We start from the raw sequence: 21,973 nt of genomic DNA on the forward strand, positions 1-21,973 counted from the left end.
CCAGTTCCCCGGCGGCGTTGTACCCGTAGGTGGTCACCACCCCGCGGGTCCAACGCCGACCGGCCAATCGACCGGCGGGGGGTCTGGGGGCGTTGATCCGGGTGACGCCGTTGCGGTTGTGTCCGATGAGGCGGCGCTGCTCATCGTGGAGATGGACGGTGGGTCAGAACCTACCCGCCCCGGGCGAAGGCCGGCTCAGCAGCCGGCTGCCAGGCCCAGCGCCTCAGCGACCACGGGGTCCACCACGGGCCGGCCCTCCACGTAACGTCGGGCCAGGCCGAATCCTTCGTCCCATCCCCAGACGGCCCAGCCCACCTGATGGGACCGGAGGATCGTGCCGAAATCGCGAAACCATTGGGCGCGGTGCCCGGGCTGGGCATGGCGCGGATAGACACCGAATTCGCCGCAGTACAAAGGCACTCCGTGACGTTCACCCCATTCCACGGCCTGGCGGAATCGTGCGGCCAAGCGATCGCGGTTCCAGCGTTCCCGTCCGTATCGTTCCAGCAACGCGCGGGATGGCGGGTGTCCGGCCAGCGTTTCCAACAATGGTTCGACGGCTTCCGGACTGGACGGATAGGGCACGTGCCGCAAGGGTTTGACGTCCTCGCTCGACCATGTGGCGCCCTGGTGTGTGAAGGGGAACGGTTCGTAGAAGTGGAACGAATAAACGACGTTTGCGTCCGGCACCGGTTGCATGCGCAGCAGACCGCGGATGCCACCCCAGTTGGGTCCGGAGGTAATGATGGTATGGCGGGGAGCCCGGCCCCGGATGGTTTCGATCAATCGGAGGTTCCATTGGAACCATTCGTCTTCCCGGCCGTCGAAAACCGGCTCGTTGATGATTTCGAGAAAGGTCAGGTCCGGATCGAACTGCGAGAGACGGCCGGCCAGGGCGTTCCAGAATCGTTCGAATGCGCTTTGCCAATCCGGATCCTGTTCGGCCTGCCGGTCTTCGTTGTGGATGTCCAGGACGACGGCCAGTCCGACCTGGTGAAGCCGGCGCAGGGCTTCCTCGAGGTGCGGCAGGATCTCAGGTCTTGGCCGGCCTTCGCGGATGTCCAAGATTACTGCGGGTGCGACGCAGAGTCGGACGTGCTGCAGTCCGACGCGGCGCATGCATTCCATCTCATCGTCCGTGAGGTAACCGGCGAAGTGTCCGGCCGTGTTGCGGCTGGGGAACCGGAACCATCGGCAGATGTTCGCGCCCGGAGCCAGGCGCGCGAGCCTGTCGGGCGGGACGGCGTGCCGGGCCGAACCGGCGCAGAGTCGGCCGGCGACCGCACCGGCCAGGAGAGAGCCGAGGAAGGCGCGGCGGGTCAGAACGCGAGGAGGTCGAGGCATCTTCATACGGGGAAGGGACGGCATCAGCCGGCCGGGTATTCACGCAGAACTCATCGAGGCGGGGATCGTCCCGGACCGTTCCCTTGCGTGAGCTCCGCTTCTTGGGTGCGGCCTGTCCTCAAGGAAATTGAAAAATCGCGCCGTGACCGGTGGTGCGGCGTTAAACCTGGGCGTCCGATGTCCGAGGGTCCGTCCGCATTGCGAACGCGTTCACAAGGTCGGCATCGGCCCGCGGTGAACGGCGGTGTTTGCGTGCGCTGCGGCGTCCGACCGGGCGCAATCCGGGGCATTCAGACGGTTCGGATCTCCTGGCGCATGAAGGTGACGTAGCTGATGCCGAAGCAGACCAGGGTGAGGGCGATCAGCAGCACCACGTGAGGCCAGACGAGAAACATCGACTGATCGAGGGGCAGCGGTCCTTGAAACCGTTCGAGGGACAGGCCTTCCAACGGAGTGACCACGAGGAGGCGGCTGGTGCTGCGCTGGAAGGGGTCGAGGATGGCGGTGGTGGCCTCGGCATACAGGGTTGCGGGGGAGATCAGGGAAAGGGCGTGTGCCAATCGCTCGTTGGCCATCACCTGAACGATGTCCTGCCGATTGTACACGGGGCGGATGGCGTCGGCGGCCAGGTTGGCCACAAACCCCATGAAAAAGGAGAAGAAGATCCACAACGCCACCGAAGCTAGGGCGGAGGTGGCGAGGGATCGGAAGAGGATGGAAAAGAGGATGGCCAGCCCCAGCCAGAAGGCCAGGTAGGCCATGCTGATGATGAGGTAGACGCCGAGCCGGGCGATTTCCTCGCCACCGGGCACCACACCGAGAGCGATCAGGCCCATGCCACAGAGCAGCAGCAGGAGGCTCAACAGGACGATGGTCACGGTGATGACGCCGGCCAGGAACTTGCCGTTGATGACCGCGTCCCGGTAGATGGGCTGGGACAGCAGCTTGCCCAGGGTGCGCAGGTGCCGTTCTCGGTTGATCGCGTCAAAGCCCATGATGATGCCCAGCAACGGCCCGAAAAAGGCCACGAATTCCACGAGGGAAAAGAACCGGCCCGGCGTGGTAAACATGAGCAGGAACACGTGCGACGGTCGGGTGTGGCCTTCCAAGACCTTGTGGATGTTTTCCACTGCCATGTAGGTGGAGATCAAGGCCACCATGAACACCAGGCAGAACAGCAGGAGGAATCGGGTGGAATTGAAATGATCGGCCAGTTCCTTGCGGCAGATGGTCCACATGGCTTCAGCCTTCCTTGAAGTACCGCATGTAAATCTCCTCGAGGCTCGGTCCGGCGGTATCGCCCAGTTTGCGCCGGGCCAGTTCCTCCAGGGTGCCCAGGGCCACCAACCGGCCCTGGATCATGATGCCCACGCGATGACAGATGCGCTGCACCTGGTCGAGCAGGTGCGAGGAAAACATCACGGTGATGCCGCGTGACCGGTTCAGGTCGCGGATGAGGTCCAGCATTTTCAGGGTACCGTCGGGGTCGAGTCCGAGGGTGGGCTCGTCCAGGATCATCAAGCGCGGGTCCTTGACCAGCAGTTCGGCGAGGCCGAGTCGCTGGCGCATGCCGCGCGAGAAAGCGCCCACGGGTTTGTCGTCCACGTCGGACAACCCGACCGTGGCCAGGGCGGACTCGATCTTCCGGGCCGCCTCGGAACGCGGAATGCGGTTCAGGTCGGCGATGTACTGCAGGTTTTCCCGGGCGGTCAGATCGTCGTAGAACCCGACGTTCTCGGGGAGGTAACCGACCTGGCGTTTGATGGGCAGAGGGTTGAGGACCGGATCGTGACCGAGCACGCGCGCCGAACCGGCGGTGGGCTCGGTGAGGCCGAGTAACATGAGGATGGTGGTGGTTTTGCCGGCGCCGTTGGGCCCCAGGAAACCGAAGATTTCACCTTCGCGGACCTCGAGATCGAGCCGGTCCACGGCGGTCTGCCGGCCGTAACGACGCGTCAGGCCGCGCGTTTCGATGATGGCAGCCATGTCACCGACGACCGAGATAGTGGAAGGTCACGCCCAAGCCGACCACCACCAGCACGATGATGGCCAGGCCCACCCATCCCCACGTGGCCCCGGCGCGAATGGTCACGCGGAATTCCAGGTCGCGGTTCACCCGCTCGCCGTCCACGGAGATGGCCACGGAATAATCGCCCACCAGGGCCTGTTCGGCCGGGGTGATATTGACCTCGACCTGTTTCAGGTCGCCGGGCTGGACGTTCTCGAGTTTCTCCGGTGAGAACTCGACCTTCCAGTTCTCGGGTTTGAAGGCCTGGAAACTGATCTCCCGCTGGGGGGCCGATCCGGTGTTTTGCACGAGGAGAGTGGTGGTGGTTTTCTTGCCGCGCTCGGTGACCAGGGAGAGCAGCCCGCTGGGGGTGCCGACTTTCAGGTCGTACGTCCCGGTGAGCACGACCTTGAGCTCCTTTTCGGCGCGGGCCCGGCCGGCTTCGACCTCGACCTTGAAGGTGTATTCGCCTGCCTGGGCCCGGTAGGGTGGTGTCACTTCGAATTCGATGGACCGGCTCGATCCGGCGTTGATTTGCAGGGAAGTGATCTGCTTGGACTCATAGGCGGGCCGGAAAGAGGTCTGCCATCCCTCCGGGGCCACGGCGCGGAAGTTGAACACGGCGTCCTGGCCGGTGTCGTTCCGGACGTCGAGGGAGAACTGGAATTTGTCAGCCGACGAACCCCGGAGAGTGGGATAGGAGGTTTCCAGGCTGACGCGTTCCGGGCCGTGCTCGCCGCTGCTGACGGTCACGGTCAGAGCCGATTCCCGCACCAGGGCGTTGTCGGGCGTGCGGGCCCGAATCGCGAATCGATAGGTGCCCTCGGGCAGTTTCTTGATGGAGCGATCCCTGGGCCGGGCCGAGAAGGTCAGAGTCTGGTCCTCGCCGGAGGCGAGAAACACGCCCGTAACCACCGTGCCGTATCGCCGGATCTCCACCTCCCAGTCCGCCGGTTGTTCCGTCACTTCCACCAACACCGTCTCGTCGCTCCGACCCCGGTTTTTGAACCGGAGATCCACGTTGAGGGTGTCGTCCGGGGTGAGCCGGACGCCGGGGTATTGGAATGCGACGGCAAAGTGGCGTTCGGGCAGATTGTTGGTGTCGGCCGCAGCCCTGACCGACCCGCCCGTCCACGGGCACAGTGCCCACACCAAACCAGCGAACCAAAGGATCCTTGTTGCGCGCGTCATAAACCCACGGTTTGGTCTGCGAGAATGGCGGAAACGTTCAAAATCCGACCGTGCGACGCCCCGGCCCGGCCGGGGCAGCCTCGTTGAGGGCGCCTTGTAGGCAAGGGCGCAGGCTCTGTCAAGGGGGAACCCCGGCACGGCGGGGCGGACCGGGGCCGAATGAACTGGCCCGGCCCGAGCCGTTGGCGTTATGGTAAGGAGCCATGGAACGGGAGTATCGGGTGGAAACGGACGCCCTCGGGGAGATGCTGGTCCCGGCCGATGCCTACTACGGAGCCCACACTGCGCGTGCCCTTCATTGTTTCCCCGTCAGCCGGCTGAGGTTTCCCCGGCCGTTTATCTGGGCGCTGGGTCTGATCAAAAAGCATGCAGCGATCACCAACGGCCGGCTCGGTCTGTTGCCGCAACGCATTGCCCAGGCCATTCAGCATGCGGCGCAGGAGGTGGTGGAGGGCCGGTGGGACGAACAGTTCGTGGTGGACATCTTCCAGACCGCCTCCGGCACCTCGGTCAACATGAACGCCAACGAGGTGATCGCGCACCGGGCGACGGAGCTGCTGGGCGGCAAACTGGGCGAGAAGCTTGTGCACCCGAACGACCACGTCAACTGCGGCCAGTCGAGCAACGACGTGATCCCCACCGCGGTTCAGATGGCGGCGCTGGACGGGATCGTGCATCAGGTCATTCCGGCGCTGAACGAGCTGCACACGGTGCTGGACCGCAAGGCCCGGGAGTTTCACGAGGTGCTGACCATCGCGCGGACGCACCTCCAGGACGCCGCGCCCATCCGGCTGGGCCAGGAGTTCAGTGGCTACGCCGCCCAGATCGAACATGCCGTAGACCGGCTGTGGAATGTGGAAGAGAGTCTGGGAGCCCTTCCGCTGGGCGGCACGGCCGTGGGCACCGGTTTCAACACCCACCCGGAGTTTGCCAAGCTGACCATTGCGGGCATTGCCAGTGAAACGGGCCTGGCGTTGGAGGAAACGCGGAATCATTTCCATGCCCAATCCAATCTGGACGCGTTGGTGGAGGCCAGCGGGGCGCTGCGGAGCGTGGCGGTGAGTCTGATCAAGATCGCCAACGACCTGCGCTGGCTTGGTTCGAGTGCGCGGAGCGGGCTGGGGGAGATCAAGCTGCCCGCCGCCACACCCGGCACGGCCACGCTGCCGGGCAAGATCAATCCGGTCCTGTGCGAGACGGTGATCAAGGTGGGCATCCAGGTCATGGGCTGTGACGCCGCAGTCACTGCCGCAGGGCTGTTCGGCGAGTTCCAGCTCAACACGATGGTTTCCGTGGCGGCTTACAATCTGTTGCTGAGCATCGACCTGCTCGCCGCGGCCGCGCGCGCGTTTGCGCGACACTGTGTGGCCGGGATCGAGGCCGACCGCCAACGGTGTGCCGAAATCCTCAACCGGAGCCTGGCGCTGTGCGCCCCGCTGGCGCCGGTGCTCGGCCACGACAAGGCCACACAGATCGCCCGCATCGCCCAGGAAGAAGGCCGGACCGTGCGGGAGGTGGCGCTGGAAATCTCCGGACTGAGCGCCGAACAACTCGATGCGCTCCTGGACCCGCGCCGCCAGACCGAGCCAGGCAGCGCCGTCGCGCCGGTGCCCGGCGCCGGTGGCGCCGGCGGAAGGGGCTCGTCTCCGGCGACCTCGCCCGCAGCCAGGCCCGGATCCCCTTCTCTGCCACATCCCTCCACCGCCAGCTGACGCATCCGGTTGCGGTCGTCCCCAAAGGCTGCCTTTTCCCATGAAGTGTCTGGTCACAGGTGCCACCGGATTCATCGGATCCAACCTGGTGCATGAGCTGCTCGCACGCGGGCACAGCGTTCGCGTGCTGGCCCGCCGGAACAGCGACCGGCGCGCCCTGGAGAATGCCGCCTGCGAATGGGTGGAGGGGGATGTGACGGACCCCGAAGCCGTGCGCCGTGCGGTGGAGGGGTGCGACTGGGTGTTTCACGTGGCCGCAAGCTACCATCTGTGGATGCGCGATTACCGCCCGATGTTTGCCACGAACGTGGAGGGCACGCGGAACGTGCTCACCGCGGCCACGCGCGCCGGTTGCCCGCGCATCGTCTACACCAGCACCGTGGGTTGCATCGGCCTGCCGCGAAAGGTCGGAGGAGGTTGGATCCCGTCGGACGAGACCACGCCGGTCTCCGCCGAGCAGATGAGCAACCCGTACAAGCTGTCCAAATGGCAGGCCGAACAGGTGGCCTTGGAACTGGCACGTGCCGGCAGCCCGGTGGTGATTGTCAACCCCAGCGCGCCCGTCGGACCCCGGGACGTGAAACCAACGCCAACCGGGCGGATCATCGTGGATTTTCTCAATCGGGCCATGCCCGCCTATGTGGAGACGGGGCTGAACTGGGTGCACGTCCGCGACGTGGCGGTGGGGCACATCCTGGCGGCCGAGCGGGGGCGGGTGGGCGAACGGTACATCCTGGGTCATGCCGAGGGCAACTGGACCCTGGGCGAGACGCTGAGGGTGCTGGCCGAGCTGACCGGTCTGCCGGCGCCGCGCCTGCGCATCCCGTGGTGGCTGGCCTACCTGGTGGCATGGTTCGATGAGCGACGCGCCGCTCTGACCGGGCAGCCTCCGCGCGCGCCCCTGGCCGGCGTGCGGATGGCCCGGTACCACATGTTTTTCAACCCGGCCAAGGCCGTTCGCGAACTCGGCCTGCCGCAGACGCCCCCGCGCCAGGCCTTCGCCGATGCGGTGGCATGGTTCCGGGCTCACGGGTACGTGCGCGAATGACGATGAAATCCGGCCGTATCCTGTTGACGCTGCCTCTGGGGGCGGCCCTGGCCGCCGCAGCCGCGTTGCTGGCCGTGTCGTGTCGGACACCGCCTCCGGCGGTGACCTTTCCCCGTGGGTCCCGCGAAGAGCCGGCCCGCAGCGGACCGGAAGCAGAAGCTGCATTCGATCGGGCCATCCTGTGGAAACCATTGCCCGGCCACGCGTCCGCGGGGTTGACCCGTGTATGGGCGCCGTTGTTCCTCCAGGAGAGCAGTGAACAGACGGTGCATTCGACGGCAGACCTCAGCGTATTTTCGCACGAGGACCGTCTCGTGGTGGGAGGCTGGGAGCGTCCTCAGGTCTTCTACATTTGGCGCCGGGGTGCCTCCGCCCCGGGGCATCATTCAGGAACCTCCCCGGGATGGCAGGGTTTCCGAATCGTCCTGGGCAATCTGGGCCAGGCGTTGCTGTGGGAGACCCTGGCAGAGGGGACCGAGCCGGCGCATTTGTACGTGGCCCGACACTGGGAGGAAGCGGCGGAGCGGACCTGGGGAAGCCCTTCTCCGCCGCGTCGGTTTGCCGTTGAAACTGCGGCCGCAACCGGGCCCGGCGCACGCGCGCGGGTGGTGGAGGTTTTCGATGACGCGCCCATGCCGATGGGTCCCATCGTTCACGTGACTGCCGGCGGCAGGATTGCGTGGCTGGTCTGCCGCTGTGCGCCCTCGCGGGTGCGGCAATTGGTGGGCCAACGCTTCTATGAGTTGCGTCCGTTGGCCGAGGCGCTGACCGCGACGGAGGGCGCCGAGCGGGTTCCCCTGCCCGGCACACCTGCCTGGCTGGGCGCAGCGGAACTCGAACGGCTCCTGCATTGGGTGCCGGGACTGTAGGCTGCAGGCGGCCGGCCGAGGTGGAGCCGGGGTTCACGCAGAGGCCGGTTCCGGTCCGGTGGGTTGTTCATACACGTGGCGGTAGGCCATGTAGTAAAGCACCGGCACGGCCATCCGGCTGATGAGAAGCGAGGCGATCTCGCCGGCCATCAGCGAGATGGCCAGTCCGTTGAAGATGGGATCGGCCAGGATCACCGCCGCGCCGACCACCACGGCCAGGGCGGTGAGCAGCATGGGCCGGAAACGGACCGCCCCGGCGTCCACCACCGCCTCGGCCAGGGGCAGACCCTCGGCCAGACGCTGTTCGATGAAATCGACCAGGATGATCGAGTTGCGCACCACGATGCCGGCACCGGCCATGAATCCGATCATGGAGGTGGCGGTGAAGAAGGCGCCCATGGCACCGTGTGCCGGCAGGATGCCGATCAGCGAGAAGGGGATCGCGGCCATCACGATCCACGGCGTCAGGAAGGACCGGAACCACCCCACCATGAGGGCGTAGATGAGCACCAACACGGCGGCGAAGGCCAGGCCCAGATCGCGGAACACTTCGAGCGTGATGTGCCATTCGCCGTCCCATTTGATCGCCGGTGCGAGGTCGGTGAAGGGCATGCGGGCGTTGTAGATCGGAAGCGGGGAGCCGTCGCCGCCGAAGGCCCGGGTGTCGAGTTGCCGCAGGGCCTGGTTCATCTTCAGGATGGCGTAGACGGGGCTTTCGGCCTCGCCGGCCACGTCGCCGATGACATAGGTCACCGGCATGAGGTTTTTGTGGTAGATGCTCTTGTCGGCGATGTCGTACTCGACGCGGACCAGTTCGCGCAGGGGAATGAGCGGGGGCGGGCCGCTGGCGGTGCCGGGCTCGGGCAGGGCGTTGGCGTCGCCGGAGCGGACCCAGAGGGCGAGCAGTTCTTCGGGCGAGGTGCGGGCGGCGCGGGGCAGTTCGAGCACCAGGTTGACGTCCTCCTTTTCCCGCGGCAGGTGCACGAGGTCGACAGACAGTCCCCCCACGGCAATTTGCAGCGTGCGCGAGATGGTGTCGGCGCTGATGCCGTGGAGGGCGGCCTTTTCCTTGTCGATGACGAAGCGGGCGCGGGGTTGGTCCGCCTCGATGTAGGCGTCCACGTCCACCACGCCGGGGGTGCGCTTGAAGATGCGGCGTACCTCCTCGGCCAGCCGCAGGCGGGCCTCCTCGGTGGGCCCATAGACCTCGGCCACCAGGGTTTGGAGCACGGGCGGCCCGGGTGGCACCTCGGTCACCGCCACACGGGCGCCGTAGCGTTCGGCGATTTCGGCCACGCGCGGTCGGACGCGTTTGGCGATGGCGTGGCTCTGGGCCTTGCGCCGGCTTTTGGGCAGGAGGTTGATCTGCAGGTCTGCCACGTGGGCGCCGCGGCGGAGGAAGTAATGCCGGACCAGTCCGTTGAAATTGAAGGGGGCGGCGGTGCCCACGTAGATCTGGTAGTCGGTCACCTCCGGTTCGTTCCGGACGGCGGCGGCGATTTCCCGCGCCGCCCGGGCCGTCTGCTCCAGCGAGCTGCCCTCGGGCATGTTGAGGATGATCTGGAACTCGCTCTTGTTGTCGAAGGGCAGCATCTTCACCTTCACCCAGCCCAGCGGCACGGTGGCCATGGCCGCCAGCAACAGCACGGTGATCCCCGCCAGGAAGGCGTATCGCCAGCGCGCGTGGGCGATCAGCGGCCCCATGAAACGGCGGTACAGGCGGGTGAACATGTCCTCGGGATGTTCGGCGTGCGTCGCGGGGGCCGGTCCGGCGGGCGCACCCTCGGTCAACTGCCGGTATTTGCGGCCCCAGCGCAGGATCCGGATGCTGGCCCATGGGGTGACGATGAAGGCGATCAAGAGCGACCAGAACATGGCCGCACTGGAACCGATGGGGATGGGCCGCATGTAGGGGCCCATGAGCCCGCCGACGAACGCCATGGGCAGCACGGCGGCGATCACGGCGAAGGTGGCCAGGATGGTGGGATTGCCCACCTCGCGCACGGCCTCCACGGCGATCTCGCTCCAGGGCCGGCCGCGGTTATGGGGCAGGTGGAAGTGCCGCACGATGTTCTCCACCACGACGATGGCGTCGTCCACCAGGATGCCGATGCTGAAGATCAGGGCGAAGAGGGTGATCCGGTTCAGCGTGAACCCGGTGAGATAAAACACCAGCAGCGTCAGGGCCAGGGTGGCGGGAATGGCCACGCCCACGATGCCCGCCTCGCGCCAACCCAGCGTCAGCCAGATCAAAAGCGACACGCCGAACACGGCGATGCCCATGTGCAGGAGCAGTTCATCGGATTTTTCCGCCGCCGTCTCGCCGTAATGGCGCGTGATGGTGATTTGGACGTCGGCGGGGATCAGCGTGCCGCGGAGGGTCTTGATCTTTCGCAGCACGCGGTCGGCCACGGTGATGGCGTTGGCCCCGGGACGCTTGGCCACCGTGAGCGTCACGGCCGGTTCCTCCTCGGGCAGGGGGTCGCCCGTGCGCCGCGCGGCGCCGTAGCCGAACAGCACGTACTGGCTCGGTTCCTCCGCCCCGTCCACGATGTCGGCCACGTCCCGCAGGTAGACGGGCTTGCCGCCGTGCACGCCCACGACCACCTGGCCGACCTCCTCGGCGTTGCGGAGGAAACCGCCCGTTTCGATGATGATTTCGCGGTCGTCGCCGGTCAGGCCGCCCGCCCGATACTGGCGGTTGGCCTGTTGCAGCATGGGGATGAGCCCGACCGGGCTGAGGTTGCGCGCCGCCAACCGGACCGGATCGAGCAACACCCGGACCTGCCGGCGCGCGCCGCCGATGATCATGGTCTCGGCCACTTCCGACACCTGCTTGACCGCGTCGTCCACCTGGGCCACCAGCCGGCGCAGCGTCAGGTGATCGTAATGCGGGCTGTGGAAGGTCAGGGCCAGGATCGGCACGTCGTCGATCGATTTCAGCTTGATGAGCGGCTGGCTGACGCCGTGCGGGATACGGTCGAAGTTCGAGCGCAGTTTCTCGGTAAGTTTGACGAGGCTTTCGGTGGGATCGGACCCCACCTTGTAACGGACGATCACCAGGCTCTCGCCCTCCCGCGAGGTCGAGTAGATGTACTCGACACCCGGGATCTCCCAGAGCAGCTTTTCCATGGGGCGTGTGACCCGTTCCTCGATCTCCCGTGCCGATGCCCCGGGCATGGACACCATCACGTCGACCATCGGCACCTTGATCTGGGGCTCCTCCTCCCGCGGCAGCATCCACACCGCAAAGATCCCCAGCAGGACCGAGGTGACGACCAGCAGGGGAGTGAGTTTCGAGTCGATGAACGACCGGGCCAGCCGGCCGGCCAAGCCCAAACCGCTGTGGGGGGCTGGGATGGGTTTCGTTCCTGACTGGCTCATGGCGAGAAGCTTGGCTGGGATTTGTCGAAAGGGTTCGCGCCCGGTGGAGGGTCGCCCTATCGGATCTTCACGGGCTGGCCGTCGCGAAGGGGTCGGTCCGATTCCACAATCAGCATTTCACCGGAGGCCAGGCCTGACACCACCTCCACCTCGTCGCCCAACCGCTTGCCGGTTTTGACCAGCCGCAGCACGGCCCGTCCGTCCTGGACCACGTAAGCCAGCTCCATTTGTCCACGGATCTGGATGGCGCGGGCCGGCACCCGGATGGCCTCCACCTCGGCCACCGGCACCAGCAGTCGGCCGAACTGTCCGCTCCGCAAACCCGGTCGTGGCGGAAGGTCCACCTTCACGGGGAACGTGCGCGTGCGCGGGTCGGCCACGGGTGTGATTTCGCTCACCACACCCTCCACCGTCAGTTGCGCGGCGGGGATCCGCACGGTGAGCTTTTGTTCGAGCCGCACGCGATCCAGCAGGGCCTCGGGCAGGTCGGCCTCCAGTCGCAATGCCCGGGGATCCTCGATCTCCAACAGGGGCCGGCCGGGTACCGCCAGGTCGCCCACGTCCGCATGTTTGGCGGTGATCACGCCGTCGAAGGGCGCCGTGATGCGGGTGTGCCCGAGCAGGGTCTCGGCTTCCCGGAGCGCTGCGGCGGCCACGCGCAACTGGGCTTCGGCGGCGTCGAACTCGGCCCGCGAAATGGTCTGTTCCTGGAAAAGTTTCTCGCGCCGGCGGAAATCCCGTTCGGCCTGTTCATATACGGCGCGGGCTTGTTCATAGCGGGCCCGGATCTCGCGATCGTCCAGCCGCACCAACAGCTCGCCGGCCTTCACGCTCCGGCCGGGCACCACCAGCATCTCTTCAATCCGCGCCTGCACCTTCGCCTCGAGCACCGCCCGCAATTTGGGCTGGACCGTGCCCACGACCTCCTCGGTGGCCCATCGCCGCTGGCGCTCGACGGTTTGGACCCTGACCGCGGCTTCCGGCAACGGGGGAACCGCCCGGGGCGAATCGTCGGGGGGCCGGTGGCACCCGGCCAGGACGACCCCGATCAGGCACAGAAAGGGGGTCTTGCGAAGTTTCATATGCGGTGACGATAAGTTCAGCGAACGTTTTGCGGCCCGAGTTTAAGCCCGGGCCGCAAACCTGTCAGCTCGTTTCAACCGCAGCAGCAGGAGCTGCCGCCGCCCGCGGTGGCGGGGGCCGAGCTCCCGCCCGCGCCGGCCTGCTGCCCGCTCTTTTCACCGCCCACACCGAGCCGTTGCAGGATCCGTTCCAGCGGACAGAAGCCCGTGAACGAGCTCTGCAACAGGTTCAACCCCACGAAGGCGGTGAACCACAGCCAGTAACGGCTGTGATAGTGCGCCAGCAGCAGGCTCAGGAGGATGAAGCTGCCGGCGAAGCGTCGGACGATGCGTTCCATAGGTCGTTCCTCCTGAAGCAAGGTTGCCGATTCACTGCAGGCTGGAGGCCACCACGGCCCCCAGCACCGCTCCATATACCGTGCTGATGACCGGGTGACTGGTCAAGGGACAGGTCCCGGTGCTGCAACCGACCAGCCTGTACCAGCCGTAACCGATGACACCCCCGATCACCACACCCAGAGCGAGTCTCAGGATCATGCGCATCTCCGTAACCCGATTTCACGACCGCGCGGCGTGCTCGAGACACGCCCGGGCCAGCCGTTGCTCCAGTGCCCGCGGCGGGATCAAACCCACCACCTGATCCACGGGCCGGCCCCTGGAAAACAGCAACAGCGTGGGCACGCCCGTGATGCCGTAACGCATGGCCAGTTCCGGTGCCTCGTCCACGTTGACCTTCACGAAATCCACGCGATCGGACCATTCTACCGCCAGCCGGTCCAGCACGGGTGCCAGCATGCGGCATGGCCCGCACCACGGGGCATAAAAGTCCACCAAGACCGGCCGATCGGCGCTCTGCACAACCGTGTCGAATTCCGCTTCGTTGATTTCTCGCACCGCGTTCATGGTTATTTCCTCCCGGAGCGGTCCCCTTGCTGCGGGAACCGCTCCAACGGGATGGAGCCGCCAAGCAGCGTTTGGTTACACCGACCCGGCCGCGTTTTTGGGGAGCGGGGAACCTCCCACCGGTTCTCCCGGCATCGTCCACCCGCGGCACGGACGTAATCCGGAAACCCGGCTGCCGCGGGGGAAGAGTTCCGGGACAACCCCGCGGAGGATCGGCGTGAAGGTCTTGCGGAGAATCCGGTTGCCCTGCGGAAGCCGAGCCGTAGCATGGGGCCTCCGGCGGCGCGGCCGCCCGCAGCAAGCAAGATGAAAGCGTACAACATTGCAGTGATTCCCGGCGACGGTACCGGGCCCGAGGTGGTGCGCGAGGCGATCAAGGTCCTCGACGCCGCGGCGGCCCGTTTCGGCTTCAAACTTCACTACAGCCACTACGATCTGGGCGGGGACCGTTACCTCCGCACGGGCGAGACCCTGCCGGACAGTGTGCTGGCGGAGTTGCGCGGGTTTCCGGCCATCCTGCTGGGTGCGATCGGCCATCCCGGCGTGAAGCCGGGCATTCTGGAAAAGGGCATTCTGCTGCGGATCCGGTTTGAATTGGAGCAGTACATCAATCTGCGGCCGGTGCGCCTCTACGATGCGCGGTTTTGTCCCCTCAAGGACAAGGGGCCCGAGGATGTTGACTTCGTCGTGGTCCGCGAGAACAACGAGGGTCTGTACACGGGCGCGGGCGGGTTCGTTTTCAGGGGCACGCCCCACGAGGTGGCGGTGCAGGAGAGCATCAACACGCGGCGCGGTGTGGAGCGCTGCATCCGGTACGCATTCGAGTTTGCGCGCAAACGCCATGCCCGGACGCCCTGGCGCGGGCTCAAACCCGGGGACATCTCCGAGGGCAAACGCGCCCAGCTGACCCTCTGCGGCAAGACCAACGTGCTGACGTATGCGTTCGACCTGTGGGAACGCGTCTTTCACGAGGTGGGGAACGAGTACCCGGACGTGAAACGCGATTACGCGCACGTGGACGCCACCACGATGTGGTTCGTCAAGAACCCCGAGTGGTTCGACGTGATCGTCACCGACAACATGTTCGGTGACATCATCACGGATCTTGGCGCCATGATCCAGGGCGGCATGGGCATCGCCGCCGGAGGCAACATCAACCCGGCCGGCACCAGCATGTTCGAACCCATCGGCGGCAGCGCTCCCAAGTACACCGGCAAGGGGGTGATCAATCCGCTGGCGGCCATTTGCGCCGGGCAGATGATGCTCGAGCACCTGGGCGAGACTGCCGCGGCCCAGGCCATCGAGAACGCGGTCATCAAGGTCGTGCGCGAAAAGCTCAAGAGTCTGGCCGCCGGTCAGATGGGTTACAGCACCAGCGAGGTGGGCGATCTGGTGGCGTCGTTGGTCTGACCGATCCATGGCCGGGCGAGCGGCTCCCTGCGATTCCGGCCGGGCACCGGTCCACTGAAAGCCGCGGGCGGCAGAATCCTCAGCCGACTGGTCCGGCGACTCGGACCTGCGGGCACTTTCCCGTTTGCCCGGCTGCCGGCTTACCGGAATCATGGCCGCATGATCGAACGTTATTCCCGGCCCGAGATGCGGGCCATCTGGTCGGAGGAGAACAAACTGCGCCTGTGGTTGCAGATCGAACTGCTCACCACCGAGGCGCTGGTGGAAGCCGGGATCGTGCCGGCCGCTGATTACCGCCGGATCCGCGCCGGTTGCCAGGCCTGTCTGAAGGACCTGGCCGGGCTGAGAAAGCGGCAGCTGGAGCTCGAACAGACGCTGCAACATGACGTCATCGCCTTCACAACGGCGGTGGCCGAGCGTATCAACCACCGCGCCAGTCGCTGGCTCCACTACGGTTTGACCTCGAGCGACGTCGTGGACACGGCGTTCGCGGTGCAGCTTGTGCAGAGTGCCGACCTGCTGCTGGCCGACCTCGACGCGGTCCTGCCGGTGATCGCCCGGCGCGCGTGCGAACACAAATTCACCCCCTGCATCGGCCGCAGCCACGGGATCCATGCCGAACCGATCACGTTCGGGTTCAAACTGGCCGGGATGTACGACGAGTTTCGCCGGGCGCGGCGCCGGCTCGAGTCGGCCCGCTATTCCGTTGCGGTGGGCAAGCTCAGCGGTGCGGTGGGCACCAGCGCCCATCTGCCGCCCCGCATCGAACGCCACGTGTGCAACAAACTTGGATTGCGCCCGGCGCCGGTGGCCACGCAGGTGGTGCCACGTGATCTGCACGCCGAGTTTCAGACCGTTCTGGCCCTGATCGGGGCCAGCATCGAACGCTGGGCCGTCGAGTTCCGGCATCTGCAGCGCACCGAGGTGCTGGAAGCCGAGGAACCGTTCGGCAAGGGCCAGAAGGGCAGCAGCGCCATGCCCCACAAGCGCAACCCCATCACCTGGGAGCGCCTCACCGGGCTGGCGCGCATCCTGCGCGCCAACGCACTGGCCGCCGTGGAAAACGTGGCGCTCTGGCATGAACGTGACATCAGTCACAGCTCGGTCGAACGCGTCATCTTTCCCGATTCCTGCACGCTGCTGGATTACATGCTCCATCTCCTGCGCCGGCTCATGGACGGCCTGCAGGTGTACCCGGAAAACATGCGGCGCAACCTCGGACTGTCGCTCGGGATGTATCACAGCCAGACCGTGCTGCTGGCACTCATCCGCAAGGGACTCACCCGTGAGCAGGCGTACGCACTCGTGCAACGCAACGCCATGAAAACCTGGGAGGTCAAACACGCCGGTCGGGACGATGCCAATTTCCTCGAAACCCTCAAGCAGGACCCCGAGGTGGCCCGGCATTTCGAGCCGGGCGAACTGGAGCGACTCTGCTCGCTGGACTTTCACTTCCGCAACCTGCCGCAACGGTTCAAGGCACTGAATCTGTGACCCGGTGGTGGGAGCCCGGCCGTGCCCGCTCCGGCGGGAGACCCGCTGGGGCTCCGTTTGTCCCCAGAATTGGGGACTACCGGAAAACGCGTGCGGCGCTACCTTGGGGGCGGAAAGGACGATGCAAGAAGGCAGACCGTGTGCAAAAAGTTGAGGGCGTCAAACTGCCGCGCCGCATCGAAACGCGAGACAATTTGAGTGCTTTGGTCTCCCGAGGGGCCGGACCGGTTGAAGGTCCGGCTCTTCGGTTTTTTGTGCCCGTTTTCCTACCCGTTTGGCCGGCCGGCCCGGAACCGGTGTTCCACCCGCGGCAGCCTGTCAGGCCGCCGGCACGATGCCGGTGGGGGGCACCTCAGGCGGCGACGGATTCGAGGATCCAACGCAACAGTTCGTAGCCCTCCACAAGCCGGAAGCCGGGTTGCAGGAACAGTTCCGGTCTTACCGGGAACACCGCGCCATTTCGCACGGCTGTGATCTCCTCCCAGCCGGGACGAGAGACGATCTGTTCAACCACCGTGGGTTTGCCACACCAACAGGCCAGGATCACTTCAGGATCCGCCGCCCGCACCGCTTCCGGCGTCACCACCCGGTCTCTGGCACGCGGTCGCCCGTGCAGGCAGGCAAACACGTCCTGGCCACCCGCCCGCTCGATCATTTCGCTGACCCAGCCGATGCCCGAGATGAGCGGGTTGTCCCATTCCTCGAAATACACGCGCACTCTGCGCCGCAACGGGGCGCGCGGTGCCAGCCGCCGGGCAAACTCTTCCAACCACGGTTCCGCTCCTGCGGCATCGCCCACCACCCGGGCCATCATGGCCAACGACCGTTCCACTTCCGCCAGCGTTCGCGGATTGGTGGCGAAGACCGCGCAGCCTGCCGAGATCAGTCGCGAGGCCACCCCGGCCTGTACGTCCGAAAACAGAAACACCAGGTCGGGCCGCAACGCCAACACCCTGTCCACGTCCACCGACGCAAAACTGCCCACCCGCGGGACGGGCGGCAGATCCGCATCCTCCGGCCGGTAATGGCTCGTCACGCCCACCACGCGTTTCCAGGCTCCGATGCGCGCCATCCAATCTGCCGATTCGGCACTCAAACAGACGATCCTTTGGGGCGTACCCGTGTTCATTTGCCAGACTCGTCGCGCATCCTGCGCCGACCCCGGGATGGGGGCCGCCTCCCGGGAGACGGGCAAACCCATCCATCGCACCTCCGGGAAACGCATCCGGTCAGTCCAGGTCGTACAGGGAGTTGTTCGGGGACAGGAATCCCGTGCCCGGTGCGACACGGCTCGAGCCGTCTGCGTTCTCCACGTACCGGCGCGACAGGGCTTGCACATGCCCGTCCACGAAAACCGCCAGGGTGCGACCCCCGTGCCGGAAGCCTTGTGTACCGGCCCAACGTCCCCGGAAAGAGGCGTCCCCCGGGTTCGGCCAGGGCGCCCGCATGAACTTGTTGGCCCCGCCGCCGTACTGCCCGTCCCCGAACGCGACCGTGGCGGAAGGGTTCCTGACCGACGTCACCCGGGAAGGTTGGGGAACCGACTCGAACTGGCCGTGGCCCAGGTAACTGGTGTTGTAGTTGTAGCCCGTGTACGGGTCCGCTGCCCAGTTCGCCGGGCCGTGGTATTCGGGGCATTGCTGGACTTCCGGGACGGTCCGACCCTCCCAGAGCGTGCCCGGAAGCACCTCAAGGGCGTCCCCCTCCACGGTCGTGAAGTCCCAGGCCCGCAGATACCGAATGCCGCCGCGTTCTTCATACCCGTAGGCCGGCACGAAAAACCCCGCCCAGTCGCCGGTGTACAGGTCCAGCGCGATCGAAAGTTGCCGCAACTGACTGATGCACCGCGCGCGCCGGCCCGCCTCCCTTCCACGGGCCCACGCCGGCGCCAAGAGCGCCGCCAACACGCCCACGATCCCCACCACGACGAGCAGTTCCGGCAGCGTGAAACCGGGACGCCCGCCCGCGGGCGGGCGCTGCCGGGCAAACCCGTGCCGGGCACGGAATCGGCAGCTCCTCCTCATGGCCGCTCCAGGCGCATCCGGTAAAACACCACGCCAGCCTGCCCCAAGGGCTGGCGCCACTCCACCTCATCTGCCTGCTCGGGAATCGTGGCCGCCACGTCCGACCACGGGCCGCCATTGACCTGCCGCTCCAGCACATGCCGCCAGCCGGGCACAGCGTCGCACGCCAGGCGGATTTCTTCCCCCACCCGTGTGACTCCAAGCATCGGCCGGGCAACCCGGGTGATCCAAAGTTCCTGTACCGCAGCCGGGATGGTCACCTGCACCGCACGTCCTTCAGCGTCCCAAACAAACGGGCGGCGCGTCCAAGCCTCCCCGGACCGGCCCCAAAGATCCAAGTCGGCTCCGTTCCCGGCGTAGGTGCGCGGAAGTGCGATCCGAACAACCAGGACCGCACCGGTCAATGTGCCGGACCCTGCCGGGCGCACCCCGACCCGCACACCCATGAGGTTGCAGCCCGGCGCCTCGGCGGGTCCCGAGACGATCCGCTCGACGCGCACCCACGCGGGACCTTGCAGGTTGCCCGCCCGGAGCTCGACACCGCCGGCCTCCCGCTCTGCAGCGTCCACAAACCACAAGGTTTCCTCGGCCCCACCGCCCGTTCCCGGCAGCAACAACCAGTCTTCCCCAAACCCCGGGACCCGCACGTTCGCAACCGCGTCCACCTCACCCCAAGCATGGTCGGGTCCCACCCCCTCGATTCGCACGTACCGAACCATATCGAACCCAGAAGCGGCCAGGTCGAATCCTGTCCCTCCCCCCGAGCCTCCGTACCACGCCAACAGGTCCACTGCCGGCCAGGGGCCACTTTGCAGCCAGCTCAACAACCGCGGATGCACCGGCCGGGTGAAATCGGTCGGTTCGTCCGACCATCCGCCTCGGTTGGCGTCCCACAGGAAGGCCAAGGTCGGATAGGCGGTGTCCGCGAATGGTCCGGACTTGTAGCGGTACCAAGCCCAGGTGTCAGGATCGTTTTCCACCTCGCCGGGCTGTCCCCTGTAACCGGGGCTGACCGACACCAACAACGGTTCATCAAAGACCTCGCCCGAGATCCATGTGGCCGCCGGGTCCACCACGTCCCCCATCGGCACGCCGGTAACGAAAAACGCATTCCCAAAAACCAGAAAATCCACTCCGTACGGATGGGCCGGATCGTTGGTGATCGGCCGATCGAAAGCCAGGATGACCGCACCACCGTCAGGCAGGGTGACCAGGAGGTTGGAACCGGTTTCGGAAGATCGGTAGAACGGGGCCTCCCACGGGCTGGCCCGCCGCATGGGCGCGCGCCCGGACAAAGCGGCCCACGGATCGTGGAACCAGCGCGTCGGCATCCCCAGCGCCGCCCGGGCATCGCCGTAGGGTTCCGGTCCGAGAGATCCGCGGACCTGCACCACGAACGTTGCGTAGGGACTGTCAGGAGGATCGGCAGGGCGGGCGGCGGACGGCGGAAGCGCGCCCGGGCCGTCGTCCCACGTCAGCGCCACCCATGCGCCGTCGGCCAGTTCACTCCCGTCCCAGGGTGCATCCGTCCGAACCCATTCTGCCCCTTCGGGCGCCAGGTCCCAGCCACCCGCGCCGCCAGGCTCCCGCCACAACCGCCACGCTTTTGCCCCGGTGCCGCCGGCGTACCAATCACCCGGCTCCAGCTGGACCGCACCCGCCGCGGTTTCTTCGTCCCATGCCAGCAACCCCGCCTCGAACGCCTCCGGCGGCCAGACCCGGCCCGGACTTCTCAAGCCGAACCGCCGGTTGCCGTTCGCATCGAAGCCCAGCCCCCAGACGGTCCATCCGTTTGCCATTTCATTTGGGACCACTGCAAACAGCCGGGGATCGGATGCCAAAACCGACCGGACCATGTCCGCCACGGTGGCCCGGCCGTTCCATCGGAATCCCCATGCGCGGGCCCGGCTGGAAGGCGCGGTTTCCCCGCAACCCGGAAACCGGTCAGGCACGGGCCAAACCACGACGCATCCCGCGCGGTTGGTGCCCGTGCCCGACCAGACCGCCAGCTCGTCCAAAGCGAGGGGCCCGGCTGAAACCGGCAGACTCCCGGCCAGGAACCCGGCAACCGCCCTGGCGAATGCCCGCTTCACGTGCGGCTCCTGCGCCGAACCCACGCCCAGCCCGCAAATCCGATTCCCAGCAGAATCGGCGTTGCCGGCTCGGGCACCGGCGCCGGCACGGGCGTACCGGGCGGCTCCGAGTTGAAACCCGGCGCGAACCGCCAGCCGTCCCAGGCACCGGGGGTCAGGACCCGATCCGCCGCGCCCACCTGGGAGGAGGTCCAAGTTGCGCCAGCGTCCGAGGAGACGTAATAGGCCCAGAACCCGCTGTTCCATCCCTCCCGCCAGTGGTCGTCGGTGTCCGTGGCCACTCGCGAGTCGTCCGGACTCAGTGACCACGCCAGGCCGTCGGCATCGAAACCGGGCGCCGGGCTCACGGCGAACACACCGTCGCCATCCCGATCGTATCCCAGTCCGAATACCGCCGTGCCCCAGGCGTACTGCCCCAGGTGACCAAACAACCGCGAATCGGCCCGGATCACCGCCAGCAACATGTCCAGCCCGGTCGCGTCCCCGTTCCACTGGTAACCCCAGACGAGCGACTCGGGCGCCAGGCCATCGGCCCAGTCAATCACCACGGCAGCCTGATTGGTCCCGCTGCCCACCCAGAACTCGACGTCACCCATCGTGCCTGCCCGGGCCGGGCCGGCCACCATCGCCGTCAGCGCGGCGATGCCCATCCAACGAAGCATGTCCCGTTTCATCTTTCGATTCCTCGATGTCTGTCCCTGTTCTCCGCTGGCTTGTGTGTGAGCCGCGGAGGTGCGTGGATCGGGACGAGACCAGGCCGGGCAAGGCGCGGACGGGGTTCGATGCGATCCTCCCGAAACACAAACGCCTTCCTCCGGCAAAACACGAAGGAAGGCGTTTCGAGAAAAAAATCCGTCATCGCCGGCGCGTTCCGCACCCGCGACCCATCGGTTCTCGGACTGGCCTCATCCTTCTCTTTTGCGGAGAAGTGGGTTCCGCCACCCGGCGGCAACCCTGACGAGCACAGGCCAATCGGTCTCCTGACTCCGGGCTGCAAGCCTCACTCCCGCCTTCCCACGCCTGCCGGCGCAGTGGCCTTTGGGAGTTCGTCGCCCGTTACAGTGGCGCAACCGTCCCCGATTTGCACGGGGTTCCCGTCACATTGGCCTGTGAGGTCCGTGTCCGCCGGCTCCAACGAGCCGGCCCTCCTCTCAAAGAGCGCCGCCATTCCTAGACCGGTCACCCGCCGCTGTCAAGGACCGCTGCGGCTGCCGTTCTCCTTGTCCGATGCGTGTGAGGCGCCCCTTCCCATCCGCCCGCGCACCGCCATCAGAACGGCCAGATCCGCGGGATCAGGTACACCGACATTGCCCAGAAGATCCGGTTCAGCGGCACGCCCACTTTCAGAAAATCGGCGAACCGGTACCCACCGGCGTTGTCAATCATGGTGTTGGTCTGGTAACCCACCGTC

At 66.5% G+C, this 21,973-nt stretch carries 18 protein-coding genes, 1 pseudogene and 1 riboswitch; of the genes and pseudogenes, 5 read left to right on the forward strand and 14 right to left on the reverse strand.

Annotated features, from left to right (window positions below):
* Positions 1-195: 195 nt before the first annotated feature.
* The 4 genes from ACPDIX_RS14640 to ACPDIX_RS14655 form a co-directional block, all read right to left on the reverse strand.
* The gene (locus ACPDIX_RS14640; RefSeq protein ID WP_423432546.1) at positions 196-1,350 is read right to left on the reverse strand and encodes a glycoside hydrolase family 5 protein; all 1,155 of its coding nucleotides are present in this window, start codon (positions 1,348-1,350) and stop codon (positions 196-198) included.
* Positions 1,351-1,634: 284 nt separating this feature from the next.
* Positions 1,635-2,582 carry an ABC transporter permease gene (locus ACPDIX_RS14645; RefSeq protein WP_423432547.1) on the reverse strand — a complete coding sequence of 316 codons (948 nt, stop codon included), beginning with the start codon at positions 2,580-2,582 and terminating at the stop codon, positions 1,635-1,637.
* Between the two features lie 4 nt (positions 2,583-2,586).
* Complete coding sequence (locus ACPDIX_RS14650) at positions 2,587-3,330, reverse strand: ABC transporter ATP-binding protein (RefSeq protein WP_423432548.1); 744 nt, start codon at positions 3,328-3,330, stop codon at positions 2,587-2,589.
* A gap of 1 nt (position 3,331) precedes the next feature.
* Positions 3,332-4,543: an NEW3 domain-containing protein gene (locus ACPDIX_RS14655; RefSeq protein WP_423432549.1), complete on the reverse strand. Its 1,212-nt coding sequence runs from the start codon at positions 4,541-4,543 to the stop codon at positions 3,332-3,334.
* Between the two features lie 203 nt (positions 4,544-4,746).
* Here ACPDIX_RS14655 and ACPDIX_RS14660 point away from each other — a divergent pair, with 203 nt between their 5' ends.
* The 3 genes from ACPDIX_RS14660 to ACPDIX_RS14670 are packed head-to-tail and all read left to right on the forward strand — an operon-like array spanning position 4,747 to position 8,172.
* The gene (locus tag ACPDIX_RS14660; protein WP_423432550.1) at positions 4,747-6,255 is read left to right on the forward strand and encodes a class II fumarate hydratase; all 1,509 of its coding nucleotides are present in this window, start codon (positions 4,747-4,749) and stop codon (positions 6,253-6,255) included.
* A gap of 40 nt (positions 6,256-6,295) precedes the next feature.
* Entirely contained in the window at positions 6,296-7,303 is a 1,008-nt protein-coding gene (gene hpnA / locus ACPDIX_RS14665; protein WP_423432551.1) for a hopanoid-associated sugar epimerase, read from the forward strand.
* Positions 7,300-8,172, forward strand: coding sequence for a hypothetical protein (locus tag ACPDIX_RS14670; RefSeq protein ID WP_423432552.1), 873 nt, complete (start codon positions 7,300-7,302; stop codon positions 8,170-8,172). The genes hpnA and ACPDIX_RS14670 overlap by 4 nt, the downstream gene beginning before the upstream one ends.
* 33 nt (positions 8,173-8,205) lie before the next feature.
* On the opposite strand, the gene ACPDIX_RS14675 is transcribed toward ACPDIX_RS14670, so the two are convergent.
* The 5 genes from ACPDIX_RS14675 to trxA all read right to left on the reverse strand — a co-directional run bounded on the left by ACPDIX_RS14675 (position 8,206) and on the right by trxA (position 13,541).
* The gene (locus tag ACPDIX_RS14675) at positions 8,206-11,556 is read right to left on the reverse strand and encodes an efflux RND transporter permease subunit (RefSeq protein ID WP_423432553.1); all 3,351 of its coding nucleotides are present in this window, start codon (positions 11,554-11,556) and stop codon (positions 8,206-8,208) included.
* 56 nt (positions 11,557-11,612) lie between these two features.
* On the reverse strand, positions 11,613-12,638 hold the full coding sequence (locus tag ACPDIX_RS14680) for an efflux RND transporter periplasmic adaptor subunit (RefSeq protein WP_423432554.1): 1,026 nt from the start codon (positions 12,636-12,638) through the stop codon (positions 11,613-11,615).
* A 74-nt stretch (positions 12,639-12,712) separates the two neighbouring features.
* A complete protein-coding gene (locus ACPDIX_RS14685) occupies positions 12,713-12,976 on the reverse strand; it encodes a YgaP family membrane protein (protein WP_423432555.1) in 264 nt (87 codons plus the stop codon).
* A gap of 31 nt (positions 12,977-13,007) precedes the next feature.
* Positions 13,008-13,175, reverse strand: a complete 168-nt coding sequence (locus ACPDIX_RS14690) for a DUF6132 family protein (protein WP_423432556.1) — start codon at positions 13,173-13,175, stop codon at positions 13,008-13,010.
* 21 nt (positions 13,176-13,196) lie between these two features.
* Positions 13,197-13,541, reverse strand: coding sequence for a thioredoxin (trxA, locus tag ACPDIX_RS14695; RefSeq protein ID WP_423432557.1), 345 nt, complete (start codon positions 13,539-13,541; stop codon positions 13,197-13,199).
* A 306-nt stretch (positions 13,542-13,847) separates the two neighbouring features.
* On the opposite strand from trxA, the gene ACPDIX_RS14700 reads away from it, so the two are divergent.
* Both ACPDIX_RS14700 and purB read left to right on the forward strand, forming a co-directional pair.
* On the forward strand, positions 13,848-14,951 hold the full coding sequence (locus ACPDIX_RS14700; RefSeq protein WP_423432558.1) for a 3-isopropylmalate dehydrogenase: 1,104 nt from the start codon (positions 13,848-13,850) through the stop codon (positions 14,949-14,951).
* A gap of 159 nt (positions 14,952-15,110) precedes the next feature.
* Positions 15,111-16,445 carry an adenylosuccinate lyase gene (gene purB, locus ACPDIX_RS14705; RefSeq protein WP_423432559.1) on the forward strand — a complete coding sequence of 445 codons (1,335 nt, stop codon included), beginning with the start codon at positions 15,111-15,113 and terminating at the stop codon, positions 16,443-16,445.
* A 352-nt stretch (positions 16,446-16,797) separates the two neighbouring features.
* Here the strand turns inward: purB and ACPDIX_RS14710 are convergent, their stop codons facing one another.
* The 5 genes and pseudogenes from ACPDIX_RS14710 to ACPDIX_RS14730 all read right to left on the reverse strand — a co-directional run.
* Positions 16,798-17,574, reverse strand: coding sequence for a helical backbone metal receptor (locus ACPDIX_RS14710; RefSeq protein WP_423432560.1), 777 nt, complete (start codon positions 17,572-17,574; stop codon positions 16,798-16,800).
* A gap of 100 nt (positions 17,575-17,674) precedes the next feature.
* Complete coding sequence (locus ACPDIX_RS14715) at positions 17,675-18,469, reverse strand: prepilin-type N-terminal cleavage/methylation domain-containing protein (RefSeq protein WP_423432561.1); 795 nt, start codon at positions 18,467-18,469, stop codon at positions 17,675-17,677.
* On the reverse strand, positions 18,466-20,562 hold the full coding sequence (locus ACPDIX_RS14720; RefSeq protein ID WP_423432562.1) for a hypothetical protein: 2,097 nt from the start codon (positions 20,560-20,562) through the stop codon (positions 18,466-18,468). The genes ACPDIX_RS14715 and ACPDIX_RS14720 overlap by 4 nt, the downstream gene beginning before the upstream one ends.
* Positions 20,559-21,236, reverse strand: a complete 678-nt coding sequence (locus ACPDIX_RS14725) for a PEP-CTERM sorting domain-containing protein (RefSeq protein ID WP_423432563.1) — start codon at positions 21,234-21,236, stop codon at positions 20,559-20,561. Before ACPDIX_RS14725 ends, ACPDIX_RS14720 begins: the two co-directional genes overlap by 4 nt.
* Before the next feature lie 279 nt (positions 21,237-21,515).
* Positions 21,516-21,684, reverse strand: a riboswitch (cobalamin riboswitch).
* A gap of 147 nt (positions 21,685-21,831) precedes the next feature.
* Positions 21,832-21,973 (reverse strand): annotated as a pseudogene (locus ACPDIX_RS14730) (sodium (Na+) symporter); the annotation flags it as partial.

This window comes from Limisphaera sp. 4302-co (assembly GCF_049537155.1).
In the GTDB taxonomy this organism is placed as follows: domain Bacteria; phylum Verrucomicrobiota; class Verrucomicrobiia; order Limisphaerales; family Limisphaeraceae; genus Limisphaera.